The sequence below is a fragment of the Fibrivirga algicola genome, assembly GCF_011742925.1.
Lineage (GTDB): Bacteria > Bacteroidota > Bacteroidia > Cytophagales > Spirosomataceae > Fibrella > Fibrella algicola.
In genome coordinates this window covers 171,228-184,644 of sequence record NZ_WAEL01000011.1, presented here as the reverse complement: position 1 = coordinate 184,644, position 13,417 = coordinate 171,228, and the positions used below count along the sequence as shown (strand labels likewise).

Genomic DNA, 13,417 nt, shown 5'->3' with positions numbered 1-13,417 from the left:
TAAATGATCCTACCCAAAGTTTAATTAATCTTCTTCGTTAAACATTCCCTCATTGGGTGTGCCCTTCATGGTCACTCGGCCCATGACAGCATATATGTTATCTCCACAAATTTCAAAACACTGTTCAATTAGCTTGTTTCTTAAAGCAGCTTCCTCAGGGGAATAAAGTTTTTCTCCATTAGGTAAAATGTAGTCTTCAAAAGGATCATCCGGATGAAATCCACCAGTGAGTCCTTCGCTTACTAATATATTAGCGAATTCCACCACATCTTCGATATTACAAATTTGTGCTAACATATTCAGATATTAATAGCCAACGAAAGTCAAGCGTTTCTTCTAAGGGTATCTTATCGAGATACTTCTAAGGTTGCTACTTCAATCTCAGAGTCTGCATAGCTCTCAACACTATCAACATGAGTCGTAGAACTGAATACCCCTGTTTCAATAATAGCTTGGCACAATTCGCTTATGACTGGTACTGATACACTGTTACCTAAAAGCTTCATCCATTTATCTCTACGCTCAGGAAGGTCAAAATTCTTCGGGTACCCTTGTATCACACAAGCTTCCTCTTTTGTAATTTTCCTGAATTTGCCTTCTTTGTAAACTTCGTTCAAAAATCTTTCTTTGAGATCTTCGTGTGATTTTCCTGAAACGTTAACTGTAGACACGTAATCGTTCGTGTCGCTTGCTACAAGCGTTGAAAAGACTTCTGAGTTAGGAAGATAAATTCTGTTTACCCCATTTATTCCAGAACTAATCTTAGAGTATCTGAACTCATATCTAAGCTCTGTGCAATTGATCAAACCTTTTGATTTTAGCTGGTCTAGAATCTTTTTTAATTTAAATTTAGCTTGCTTGATTTTTCGGCTATTCTTAACGTCATCTAACCAAAGCTTATCTCCATTTGAGTGATCTAAGACTATGTTTTCAAATTTGTCTAAGACAACGTCATCTAAAGAATTAATTTGAAATAAGTACTCGACCTTTTTTAAAATTCCCTTCGAGACTAAAGTTTCCAAATCTTCAATATTTATCGAAGAGTCTAAATTTCTAAAATGCTCAATGGACAAGGGATTCCCGTCGTAAGGGCCATAAAGCTTCTTTCTCCTATTAGTTAATAGTAATAAGCAAATTTGTTTCTCTCTATCGGTCGTTTCTATTATATCCCAAGAGTGTACGGTTGATGGGCCGTTTCTGATATCATTGAAAAGAAAAAAATCGTTAAGTTCCTTTCTAGACTTGGGGGCAGGAGTAATGACTCCAAAGAGGTCAGTAAATGTTTGTTTTTCTGATGGCTTTCCACTTGCTGGTAAGTCAAGGAAATCATGTAATTTGAGTTTTTTCTCGACTTTTTCTGGCAGTGAGAAATTTTGAAGGTATTCTTTCTTATGAAAACCAATAATATATACTCTAATACGGCTTTGAGGTACTCCGTAATCAGAAGAATCTATTAAGAAAGCTTTAGCATAGTAACCCGCTGACTCAATTCTTTCTAATATATGAGTTAGTGCCTTGCTATTTCTTGGGTCAAAAAGTCCCTTAACATTTTCAAAAATGAATGCTTTGGGCCTACTTTTATTTAACAAAAATAACGTGTCATTCCATAGTTGTCCACGATCATCATCAAAACCAAGGTTTTTTCCTGCAATCGACCAGCTTTGACATGGAACGCCACCAGTTAGAAGATCATGCTTTGGTAGATCTTTTATTGAAGTTATATCTCCTAGATTATAATCTTTTGATTCATTGAAATTTTTGCAATAAGTTTCTATTGCAGTTTTATCAATTTCACTGAATGCTACACACTCGCCACCGTTTTGACTAAGGCCTAACCTGAATCCTCCGATTCCAGCGAATAAATCTATGAATGTGAATCTTGCCATTGTAATGAGCAAAGTATTACCTGATTATTACGAAAGGCTAATATAACGTATCTGGTTTAAAACTGTGTCACTATTATGGTAGATATAAACAGGCTCATATTGTAATATAATTCACGTTATTTAGGATCAAACCGCCACAATTCAAGGTTATAAGAGGGAGTGTTTACTATACTAAATGTTTGACTATATGAAAGTTAAGCGTAGAAGGAAGCTTATGACTGATGAGGACGTCTTACCTAATACTAGTCGGATAATGTCTAGTATCAAGAAGAAGGATTCAAAGCCTGAGCTTCTGGTAAGAAAGTTTCTGTTCTCGTTAGGTTTTAGATATAAACTTCATGATGAAAGTTTGACCGGGACTCCGGATATTGTACTTTATAGTCACGGTGTTGTGATATTTGTAGATGGATGCTTCTGGCATGGTCACGCAGGCTGTTATAAGACTCCACTAACACGTAAAGAGTTTTGGGAAAACAAGATTCAAAATAACATAGAAAGAGATAATCACCAAAGAGCTATGTTGGAAGAGTTAGGTTGGCGCGTTTTTGTGATTCATGAATGTGAACTGGCAAAAGGCAGAAGGGGAACTACTTACTACAATCTTTTGCGCTTTATAGATAATGATATATACTCAGAATAGTATTATTTAATATATTATTAGCCTAGGGTAATTAAAATATGCTTACTTAAAGCTAATGAATTTCGATTGTTCAAGTAGCTGCACTTGTGTTGGTCAACAAACTGCATTTATTTCTTATTAGGGCGTATAAACAACAATAGGTCGCTTTCACATGAAAGCGACCTATTGTTGTTTATACGTTTCTCTTTCTTAGCCTTAAATGGGCCTTTTGACAATTCTGCCCACAGAATGCCGTATCTACTCTTCGTGCTTCAAACTCTACACTACAGTATACACATTTTTTGTTATAGAATAAGCCGGTGTGTACTTCCCTCCATCTGCCATATTCTTGATCGTGGTGATGAATGATCTTATCCTTCTTGACTGTTTCAAATTGGTAGTTCCGTAGGCCGTTTTTTCCTGATTCTGGTTTATTTGTATCCATTGATGTACGCGTTAAGCCTTGCTTAAGACCCCGTTGATGGTGGTGTTAAAGCTTGGTTATTTTGAAATAAATTAGAAAAAACCTCGTGAAAAGCATATATGGTGTCCTAAATGGTGCCTCAAATGATACAAATGGTGTCTGAAATGGTATCCTAAATGGTGCCTCAAATGGTACCCTGTATGCTACCCCCTACGATTAGGTGAAACGATGAGCTATGAGGTGGTCATTGAAGTCTTTGCTATTAGGGTAATAGGTTGAGCAATCCTGCACTGCTAACCCTAATTTCTCTAACTTATTTAAAGCATTCTTTCCGGCTTTGTCATTGTCAAAGAATACATTCAATTTGTCGTACTCTGTAATGATTGGCAATACCTCGTTGAGTAAGGAAAGTGAATTGAGTATGTAAGTGGTGTTCTTGAGTTTTGTGACCCCGTAAAGCTCACAGCAAGATAGATAGTCAAATACACCCTCAAACACGTTTACAGAGCCTTTAGAAGGGCTTTCAATGCTTCTAAACCATTTAGGACTTGTACAACCTTTAAACGGTTTACTTCTTAGCTCGTATCCCCCTTTATCGTTGCGAAAACCAATCGCAAAGTATTGTTTCCCATTTACGGTATAATTGACCTCCTGTAAATAGATAGATGCAACCTCAGTTGAAATCTTTCGGCTATTTACATATTCAATCAACGCTCTATTTCTTAATGGCTGAACGCTGATTATTTCAAGGGTTGATGTGGTAAGTATGGGTAAAGTTTGGCCGCTAAAAGAAAAGGATTGCACTGGGTGTTTTCTCTCGATCTGTTGAAGTATCTGGATAGCTTCAATGAATGAGCAACGTTTAATATACTGTACTAATCGAATCACATCTCCTTTTGCTCCTTCTCCACTAAAATCGTGAAAGACGTTTTTTGCCGGATCAACTAGAAAGGAAGGTGTTGACTCTTGAGAGCATGGTGAATAGTAAAATATTTCTTTACCTATCTGCTTTACTGGTTTGTGTCCCAGCGATTCTAAGTAGCCCGTTATTGGTACGCTTTTGAGCTTGTTCAATTGTTCTTGTGAGAGCATAAGTGTTATGGTTTACTTTACCAAAGATTATTTGGTTTGCAGTGAAAATGTCGTCTGTTTTTGAGGACGAGAATGCGAACGAACTTAGAAGGGTGTATGTGAAATGGTTCGTTCGTTCTTTCAGGCAATGAGAATCAATTCAAGATTAACCAAAGAATATTCTGTCCTTTTCTTTTAGCGGCCAAATCATTAAAACAACACGTTATTCATTTTTAGAATATCAGATTGAAGCGAACGAACTGAACATGAACAGCTATATATATACTTAGTTCGTTATATATATTTTCGCGTTCGTTCGTCTTTCTGGCTAAAGGTCAATTGCTTCCCCTTTCTCATTTATTGGGAAATAGACGTTCGTGTCTTCTATCAATTCCAGCCTTATTAATCCCTTTTCAATCATCCCATCTAAAAGCCTTTTGGTTTTCATTCGTGCAGCGTCTTGACTTGGTTGCGGTCCAAGGCTATGCTTTATAGATGTTTTCAGACTCCTTTCATCTGTATTGCCTAGACCCTTGAAACACTTGTCTCTTAGTTTCGTAAGCTCTTGCGTTTTGCTATAGTCTTTTGATCGCATTGATGCTCTTTCTTCAGCAGTCAATATGTGTAGGCTTGGTCGTCTGGTGTCTGGATCAAACGTGAAGGCTATATCTTCAAAATCAGCACTTTTACGTAGATAGCGACTTTGTATTAGGTGGCGTATTGGTTTTGTGCTATTGTCTTTCACTACAGCCAATGCACCACTTGATTTTCTTTCTAATTCACTTCCAAGGTGACCACGTGCTTTTCTGTTTCCATCACCCGGATTTTCGTGAATGACCAATATCATACAGGTATTGAGCTTATTAGCGTATTTCATCACCCAACGCACAGCTTCATTACTTTCCTGTTCATGGTTTGGGCTTTTGATTAGGTCTGCTATTCCATCAATAAGCCATAGATGCGAATTTGAATAGTACTCAAATAGCAGTTCTACAGCCTCTTTGCATTCATCCTGTGTGTATTCTCTGAATCGGTGTACGTGGAAATTTTCAGGTTTCTGAGTCTTACCCATAATCCCCAATACACCTTTTAGAAAGTCGGCTGTGTCTTCTTCACTGCCTTCAGTATCGATGTAGATTACATCTTTACCTTCACAGTAGCGGGATTGTATACCAAGTGTATCTAAATCAACAGGTATACGTTGCATCAAAGCAGTAGCTATAATGAACTGTGAAACGGTCGTCTTACCTGCTTTACGTTGACCCATTATCAGCGAGAAATCACCCTGCCGGGCAAATACGCAGTCAGCAACAGTTACAACAGGTTCAGCCCTTTTAACCTGGTTGAAGTCGGTTAAGCGTGTAGCCAGAACTTGTTCAAGGGTTAATCTTTTTCTTGCAGATCGATCCGTAGAATAACCATTTGGCCCACTTTCGTAGGCCAAATGAAAAGGAATTGCTGTATTATTCATGCCTCTTTCCTGTTCACGAATGCCTGAATGTCACGGATAACAGATTCTTCGCTTCGCTGTGTGTAGTACTGTTCTGTCGTGCTAGTCTTCTTATGCCCTAGCATAATTGCCACACTGGTTAGAGGCACACCATTTTGTACATACATTGAAGCACAGGTTTTGCGGGCAACATGGGTTGTAAGTCTTACTTCAATCCCACTAATTGCTTGTACTTCCTTCAAAATCCGGTTCATTACTTGGTTTGCATAAACTGGTAAAAGCTTCTCTGTGCTTATACAGTGTATGTTGTTCTTGTACCGCTCAAGTATTGCCAGTGCTTGAGGTACTACCGGAATGATTGATAAGTTGCCATTCTTACCCCTATGTATTCTGATTAGTAGTTCACCCTTCTCAGTTGTTTGTAAGTGACTCTTATCAAGGGCTTTAACTTCGTTGTATGCAAGTCCTGTGTAGCAACAAAACAAGAATACGTCTTTGACGTAGTTGTACTGAGTTGAGTGAAAAACTGTGCTAAAGAGCTTTAAAAGATCACTTTCTCTTAAAGCAACTACATCTTTACGGTCACGCTTTGGCTTGAAGAAGACAAGTGGGTTCCTATCAAGCCACTCATTAGCGATTGCATAGTTCAATGTCCTCTTTAAAAACTCAGCATGTAATACAGCGTGGTTATGACCATGCCCAAATACGCGTTTACAGAAGTTAGTAAGGTTCTTTCCATCGATGAGCTTCACATCTGATAGTTTGAAAAACGGGTTAATATGATGCTCAAGAACGTACCTCTTTATACGTTCGACCAGATACCGCTTCTTCTCTACGCTCTTCTGCTTATAGTCAATTCCAGAAAGCTGTTCAAACTCCTCTTTATAAAAGCGTTCTAAACACTCAATCAGTGTAGGCTTTGATGATCCTAGACCCGCTTTATCTAGTACTAGCTTCTTAAGCTCGTACAAATCTGGTTTACGGCGTGTTATAAGGAAGTCGGTAAATGCTCGTTGAAAATCAGACCGTAAACCCTGTAAGTAGATCGTTGCTGACTCATTACCACTTACAGAGAAGTCGTTCTTGTCTAAGTGATTTGGTTCACAACTAATGCCAGTTGAAAAGGCCACTGTATGATCTTCATAGAAGAGTTTGAGGTAAACGTTCGTACCTCTTTGGTACAAATGGAGTGTTAATTTTCTAACACCTTCCCCTTTCGTTCGGGGCTTTTTTTGCGTTAACTTTGTCATTATCAAGTCGTCAGGATTTGGTAAAACCAAGTAGCCCTACCCGTCTGGACACGGTGTAGGGCTTTTGCTTTCACAGAAGTTTTTGTACAGGAATACCGAAATGGAGAGCGATAGCTCTTAGCTCGTCTCTATGTGGCTGTAAGTCTCCTCTAAGGATTTTAGAAAAGCGATGCTTATTTATGCCTACGCTTTTGTAGAAATCAGTAGTAGGCTTAAATTGCATATTCGCGGGCAATGACTCATTGATGAGCTCGCGAATGGGGGTTAAGACAGTTGTTTGCATATTTTCAGAGTGTTTATCTGTTGCAAACATAGACCTATTTCGCATATATGCGTATTGTATATATACGATTTAAGTATAATTTAGAATACTTATAGATAACATATGTCTACCATTCACGAGACTATCAAAGCCATTCGTACAGAAAAGGGGCTTAAGCAAGAAGAAGTAGCTTCTAAGCTATCAATGGCTCAAAGCAATTACGCACGGTTAGAGAAGGGATTAACTCAAGTGACAGTTGACCGGCTAGAGCAGTTGGGCAATGTCTTTGAAATGTCAATTGCTGCTATACTTAGCTACGAAGTAGGTCAACAGCAGCCAACGAGGGAGGATATTGAATACTATATCAACTTATGCAAGAAGTACGAAAAACAGATAAGTACGCTTAAAGCTCGTATAACAGAGTTAGAAGAAGAAAGTATTGACGACTTAGTGAATAAAAGCGATGAAATAAAGTATATGAAGGGGAAACAGAAAGAGATAAGTGACAAGCTGAAACAGAAAGAGAAAGATTTTGTTGAAAAACTTATTCACAAAGATCAGATTATAGAAGAAAAAAATCGTACAATAGCTTTAATGGAGATGACTATTAGAGCGCTTTCAAAAGATTCCGTTAAGGAATAAATTAATAAAGTAATTATCTCCTATAAGATTGTTGATTATTCATTTTAATTTCTTGCCATGAACTACCAATTAGATGTAAAGACCCAAATTTATTTAAATAAAACAAATTTTCTTTTCTACTTTTTTTATTCTTTTCATAGGACAGTCGAACCAAAGATTAAATCGAAATGGATAATATCCTTAGAGGAAGAAGCAAATTGCTTCGTTTTTGGGCAGAATAATAAATGGGTAGAGTTAAATTGTTCATGGGGGCTTGTAGTAGAAAAAAATTTATTAGTGGACATTGGAACTAATAGATTCGGAGAGCCATTGAAAATTGCAAAGTTTGTTAATAACCCTAGAAATAGTGAATGGCATGGTTATCCGGCTGATTACGTACGAAATAGTCAAGATCGCCCTTCTACACCTATCCTTCTAAAATGGAAAGAGGAAAAAATAATAGCAAAACACCAAGTTGTAAAAATTAGACAAGGGAAAATATGCAACCTGTAAAAATATCAATTGAGGGCGATTATATTGACTGTCAGGTGTATAGTGGGAGGTTATACCTTTGGACTTTAGATGGTGCCTTGAAAGTGTACAACTGGTATAGTGTAGTAGAATCGTTGATCGAAAAAGAAGTTGATAGACTGACATTTGAATATTGTTTTCTCCAAAACGATAAGTTGTATAAAAGTTCAATAATGGAGTTAATAGCTGTAGACTATGAATTTAGAAATCTTTTTTCAAGAAAATTCAAGAGAGTAGCAAGTAAGGAGTACGTCATTAGAGAGGTCGAAATGTTTGATTTCTTAATTGGTGAACAAGATACACCTACTAATATCATTCCCACTGATACGGAAATATATGGTAGTAAATTGTATTTTATAAATGAAATGGGTTTGTTCTCAACTGATGCTCATCGGAAAAAAGGTCTAAAACCAGTGCATGGTAAACCTGAAAAATTGTGGGACTGTAATCTATTATCGATTAAAGCTAATAAATATCCTCAAATTGGTCTTTCTGGAGGAGATCAAGGGTTATTTGAGTTAAATATGGCCGATTCGGTAGGAGAAGATTTAAAACAAGTTGAGTCAACTGCTCCTATTTTTGAAATTAGTACGGAGCATTCATCTTTTTCTAACTACACATTCTTAAGTTTGTATAACAGCTCACTTGTTTCTAAATCTTTCATGGTAAAATTTAAATGGAATATTAAAGAAGATGAACTTACTGGGCGTAAAAGCTATACTAGAAATTTTGAAAAAAATGTCTACGAAGATGTTATTTTTGATGAATCCGCGGATAAAAAATCTATTAGTTGGGGCGTTGGTGATAAAATATTTAGAGCTAGTTCTAATACATTTGAAGTAGTTAAATACCTTTATAAGCCAAAGGCATATAAAGGTGAACAATCTTTTAGTAAGTTAAAAAGTGTAGAGTTTGCACCGTGGAAAGGGGATGTGATAGCTGGTTCTACATCATCTTTTGGAACAATTGTGGAATGTGAAAATGCATTGGTCATTTTGCTAAGTGACAATAATTTTTTTACAATTGAGGGCCCGATCACGAGATGGCGTACTTACCCAAGATCTTTAAATTATCAGAATCATCTTCATGTGATTTTAGAAGATAGAATAGATATTTATTCTTTTAATCAAGACTACTTTCAGAAACAAGGGACGAAAATAATGGGTATTGAGCATATTGCTGATTAGATAATAGTGGAGGGAGACTAATCTGATTTTGAATCTTAACCTACATTTTGAAGGTATTTAGATTTGTAGTAATTTATTTTAAAGTATAACTGAGCCGCTTAGATTATTATTCTGGTAAGCAATATGTGCCTCCTTTACTTTTTCACTAAACTTACATTGTTGGCACAAATCTAGTGACATGCAACATTGACTGTTACAGTGTAAATCGCATATATAAGGTGTTCTGAAAGGAATTTAAAGCAATTTATATGCTAAACAGTATATACAGATATAGTAGTATGTTGTGGTTATTTTTTGTAGTATACTGTTTATCAATATCTTAGCTCAAAAAAATATCTCCAGCTTCGGGAGCAAAAAGCACTTACGATAAAACTTGGGTGCTTTTTTTATGCCAAATTTGTTCGGCTTTTTATTCATCTTAGCAACAGTACCCACTATGCACCGCTGCATTAAGCCATCGTTTGTAGACTTTTCCTCTATTAAGCGAGTGGGCTAGCTACATGAATTGGGGACATTGGCTGAGTAGCAATCAATATGACAGAGCACGTACACGAACTCGCGGTTAAGCTGTGGGACTATCATCATGTGAATCATCAACTGGTTAAATCAGATGCTATTCTGGTGCTGTGTAGCCACGACGTGCGGGTTGCTGAACGAGGCGCGGAACTGTTTCTGGAGGGCTGGGCACCCCTGTTGATATTCTCCGGTGGTCTGGGCGTTATCACCAAATCGATGTGGTCGGAGCCGGAAGCCGATCTATTTGCCCGTATTGCCCTGGCGATGGGTGTTCCGGCTGATCGGATAGTAATCGAGAACCAGTCGACCAACACAGGCGAGAATGTACTGTTTACAAAGCAACTGCTGGAAAAGCGCGGCCTTGACCTGACCTCGTTTATTGTGGTGCAAAAGCCATACATGGAGCGCCGGAGCTACGCCACATTCAAAAAGATATGGCCTGAAAAGCAGCTAGTGGTCACGTCTCCCCAAGACGCGTTCGATACGTACCTGAGCACCTACACAAACCCAGGCTTAACGCCCGACGATGTTATTAGTATCATGGTCGGTGATCTGCAACGGATAAAGCTCTATCCGGAGAAAGGCTTCCAGATTCCACAAGCTATACCCGACGATGTATGGTCAGCCTATGAGGTATTGGTCGAAGCAGGATATGATCGCCACTTAGCCACGCAATAAGGCATGTGCTGGTGGGTGTCGCACTCAACTAGTCCCTGCAATAAGACTTGTACGTCCACAACGATGAGGATGGGTCCATTCCCTTGTCAACAAGGGCAAGTATGTCAGTAGTGAATGCTGGCGAGCACCCATAGTTCACTTCATACATGGTTAACACCTGTTTGAAAGTCTGCATGTCGCCCGCTGTGTAGGCAGTTGTCGCAAATTCATACAGTACCAACGGTGTAGTGCCCTCATCAGAATGGTAGCCCCCATTCCAGATCCAGTTCATATAGGCAGTGTATTTTTTTGCGTGGCGAAAAATAGTACCAATCATATAGGCATTTTTTATTCGCTCATCGGCAGGCACACTAAACAGGTCCTGTTCGAACTGATAAGTAGAGTCCATTAAGGCTTTTGTGCTGATCTTCATTAGTGTCGCTTCGCCTGGAATGCGCACATGCCTTTCAGCTTCTTCAAAATAAGTATAGGCGAGTTGATAGTCGTTTAGCGAAAAAAATAGACGGCCCAATTGAAAATAAGGCAGTTGAATAGTTGGGTTGATCCGAATGATCTCTCTGTACTTGGTAACTGCCAATTCTGTTTTGTGTAATTGTGCGTACAAGTCGGCCGTGATACTGAGCAGGTGAATTGAAGGAGGCCTTTTTTTTATCTGGCTTTCTAAGAAATTGACAGCTAACGATATGTAGTTGTTTTTCTGTGTTTCTGGGAGGTCACTATTTATCACTTCATAGCAATACTCATAGATAGGCTTCGCCATCGTGAAGTCTGCCGGAGAGTCTCGTTTAGATAGCTTGTTAAGTGAGGTTAGCCTATCCTTGAAATCGGTCGTGTCGAATTGACGAGATATGAGGTACGACTGCACTACCGGTATCAGGCTGAAATACGTCATGCAACCTGTATAAAGTGCGCTGGCAACGCAGAGACTTCTAAGCACACGCCGGTTGGTGCTAATGAACAAGTGATCGGGTGGGCAATTCGCCAGTACATAAAGCGACACGATACAAAGCAGCAACCAGTTGATAAGGTTGTCAATGTTAAAAAACAAGTAGATCACAGAACCGGACCACCAGGCCATCAAAAGGGCTTTCTTATGACTGTCGAGTGTGGTTTGGCGTATACACCATAATAAAGCAAGCCACAGAAGGACGTAACAGCTGCCACTCACTACGCCGCCATGCACAAACCAGTCCAGGAACACGTTGTGGCTACGATCGTATAAAACTGGACTGGTACTAGCCGTGTTTCGCTGGTACTTGTCATAGAGATAAATGAAGTTATCACTGCCCCAGCCTACTAGTGGTTTTTCTTTAATACCGAGGAGAGCGATTTTCCACAATCTGAATCGGTCATTGATCGTGTTTGTGTGAGAAAGTAAATAAATTAAATGATTACGATAAAAGAATAGAACGGCAAAAAATACAAGTGAAATGCCAGCAATAAATCGAAATAACTTACCCTTTAAGCGTATAGCAAGTAGTGTCTTTCTTTGAAAGATAATATATACAATAAGGCTAACGATAAGTTCAAGGTACGTTGTTCTGGCAAATGTAAAGAACAGCCCAGTTAGCAAAATCAGGCAGAAAGGAATGACTACATAATAGTATTTTTTGAGACTATTCAGGTCGTCGATAGACAGAAAAAGTAATAGAAGTGAACTATATAAATAATGAGCGAGGTAAGATGGATTACCAAGTGTAGCTGTCAATCGATAATAAGCGCTGTTTTGTTTATCGAAAAGGAATCCACCCAGCGTAACTAGTAAAGCAACGATGGCCCAGGTACGAAAAAGGAAAGACCAGTTTTTAGTTGTAATTCTGGACGTGGAGCCAATTGCGTAGAGTAAAAAAATAGATACCATATACCAGAATCCTTCCATGCGGTTAAAAGTTGAGTTGAAACTCATCAATTTATCGTAGGAAAAAAACTGGGTAATACCGTAGATGCCGAGTAAACTAGCGAAGGCTATAGAAAATAAGTTGTAGTGAAGCTGTTTTAGCTTATTACGTACTAAGAGATATAGTAGGCTGACTAATAAGAGTATAGATGAAAAGTAGATGTATTTTGGCACTCGATACGTAGAGAATCCTTGCATATCAGCCACTAAAGGTGTAACTGACAAAAGAAGAAAGCTACCTACTACTATTTGGTCTATTCGTAGTGTAGTTATCTTTTTCAGGACCGTGCGCTGCATATCAATATAATTGAACTAATGATAATTAGTTGATATATCAGTACAGTAAAGAACAGAGAATAGGGTCTCTGCTTATTCTCTGTTCCTGGTTGCTTTATGTCAGATCGACATATAGTTTATAAGCACTAGTCTGGCGTTACAATGCTGCCGCACTCACCCAGGTTATCACCATGTGCTAAGTGAGCCGCTACAGCTTCCTGAGCAACGCTAATCGTGATTGGATTGGCTCCGTCAGGTTTGTGGCAAATAGTTACTTTGGTAGCTTTGGCGTTTGACAATTTTCCCAGTGCTGCATCATTCTGGGGAGTCGCACTCTCATCTTTTTGGCAAGATAGTATTGCGACTGAGACAAGTGTCGACAGACAAAGTGTGCTAAGTAGTTTTTTCATAATGGTAAAGGATATAAGCTCTTACTCGTTTGGCTTTTCAGAATTTCGCCCCGTTTTTATGGTTTCTGGACTCCATTTTTACCGCATTAAATTCCGGTATGGCAAACCTACTGAAATCAAAAAAAAACGACACTACCGCTCAGTAAGTATATATACATATACTTATGCCTTCCCTGTTCGAACTGATTGCGTTTTTGCCATCAGGATAGGCTAACATGTAGCCTACTCCCATTTATCATAAACTAGCTTTAAAGCGACCTTTGAGCCATGTACGTTGATCGCTTCACTCGGGATCGGGGCTACGCGCGGATCAACAATTGCCTTTACGTTTAACAGCGT

The 13,417-nt window shown here is 38.6% G+C and carries 12 protein-coding genes; 5 read left to right on the top strand and 7 right to left on the bottom strand.

Translation table 11 applies throughout. From position 1 onward, the window contains the following. Window positions 1-24 precede the first annotated feature (24 nt). A complete protein-coding gene (locus F7231_RS24600) occupies window positions 25-297 on the bottom strand; it encodes a hypothetical protein (RefSeq protein ID WP_208295682.1) in 273 nt (90 codons plus the stop codon). A 50-nt stretch (window positions 298-347) separates the two neighbouring features. Next, entirely contained in the window at window positions 348-1,886 is a 1,539-nt protein-coding gene (locus tag F7231_RS24595) for a DNA cytosine methyltransferase (RefSeq protein WP_208295681.1), read from the bottom strand. A 175-nt stretch (window positions 1,887-2,061) separates the two neighbouring features. On the opposite strand from F7231_RS24595, the gene F7231_RS24590 reads away from it, so the two are divergent. Continuing rightward, window positions 2,062-2,526, top strand: a complete 465-nt coding sequence (locus tag F7231_RS24590) for a very short patch repair endonuclease (protein WP_310589389.1) — start codon at window positions 2,062-2,064, stop codon at window positions 2,524-2,526. A gap of 619 nt (window positions 2,527-3,145) precedes the next feature. Here F7231_RS24590 and F7231_RS24585 read toward each other — a convergent pair. From F7231_RS24585 to F7231_RS24575, 3 genes are all read right to left on the bottom strand, one after another. Beyond that, window positions 3,146-4,021, bottom strand: coding sequence for a DUF8464 domain-containing protein (locus tag F7231_RS24585; protein ID WP_166693901.1), 876 nt, complete (start codon window positions 4,019-4,021; stop codon window positions 3,146-3,148). Between the two features lie 307 nt (window positions 4,022-4,328). Beyond that, the gene (locus F7231_RS24580; protein ID WP_166693900.1) at window positions 4,329-5,471 is read right to left on the bottom strand and encodes a hypothetical protein; all 1,143 of its coding nucleotides are present in this window, start codon (window positions 5,469-5,471) and stop codon (window positions 4,329-4,331) included. Next, window positions 5,468-6,700: a site-specific integrase gene (locus tag F7231_RS24575; protein WP_166693899.1), complete on the bottom strand. Its 1,233-nt coding sequence runs from the start codon at window positions 6,698-6,700 to the stop codon at window positions 5,468-5,470. The genes F7231_RS24580 and F7231_RS24575 overlap by 4 nt, the downstream gene beginning before the upstream one ends. Window positions 6,701-7,085: 385 nt before the next feature. Here F7231_RS24575 and F7231_RS24570 point away from each other — a divergent pair, with 385 nt between their 5' ends. The 4 genes from F7231_RS24570 to F7231_RS24555 all read left to right on the top strand — a co-directional run bounded on the left by F7231_RS24570 (window position 7,086) and on the right by F7231_RS24555 (window position 10,495). Then, window positions 7,086-7,604, top strand: coding sequence for a helix-turn-helix domain-containing protein (locus tag F7231_RS24570; RefSeq protein WP_166693898.1), 519 nt, complete (start codon window positions 7,086-7,088; stop codon window positions 7,602-7,604). Window positions 7,605-7,661: 57 nt separating this feature from the next. Next, entirely contained in the window at window positions 7,662-8,096 is a 435-nt protein-coding gene (locus F7231_RS24565; protein WP_166693897.1) for a hypothetical protein, read from the top strand. Next, window positions 8,084-9,301 carry a hypothetical protein gene (locus F7231_RS24560; RefSeq protein WP_166693896.1) on the top strand — a complete coding sequence of 406 codons (1,218 nt, stop codon included), beginning with the start codon at window positions 8,084-8,086 and terminating at the stop codon, window positions 9,299-9,301. Before F7231_RS24565 ends, F7231_RS24560 begins: the two co-directional genes overlap by 13 nt. Window positions 9,302-9,835: 534 nt before the next feature. Continuing rightward, the gene (locus F7231_RS24555; protein ID WP_166693895.1) at window positions 9,836-10,495 is read left to right on the top strand and encodes a YdcF family protein; all 660 of its coding nucleotides are present in this window, start codon (window positions 9,836-9,838) and stop codon (window positions 10,493-10,495) included. 28 nt (window positions 10,496-10,523) lie between these two features. On the opposite strand, the gene F7231_RS24550 is transcribed toward F7231_RS24555, so the two are convergent. Then, entirely contained in the window at window positions 10,524-12,374 is a 1,851-nt protein-coding gene (locus tag F7231_RS24550; RefSeq protein ID WP_166693894.1) for an O-antigen ligase family protein, read from the bottom strand. 440 nt (window positions 12,375-12,814) lie between these two features. After that, window positions 12,815-13,078 (bottom strand): hypothetical protein, encoded by a 264-nt coding sequence (locus F7231_RS24545; protein WP_085413136.1) that lies wholly within the window; start codon window positions 13,076-13,078, stop codon window positions 12,815-12,817. Between the last annotated feature and the right edge of the window lie 339 nt (window positions 13,079-13,417).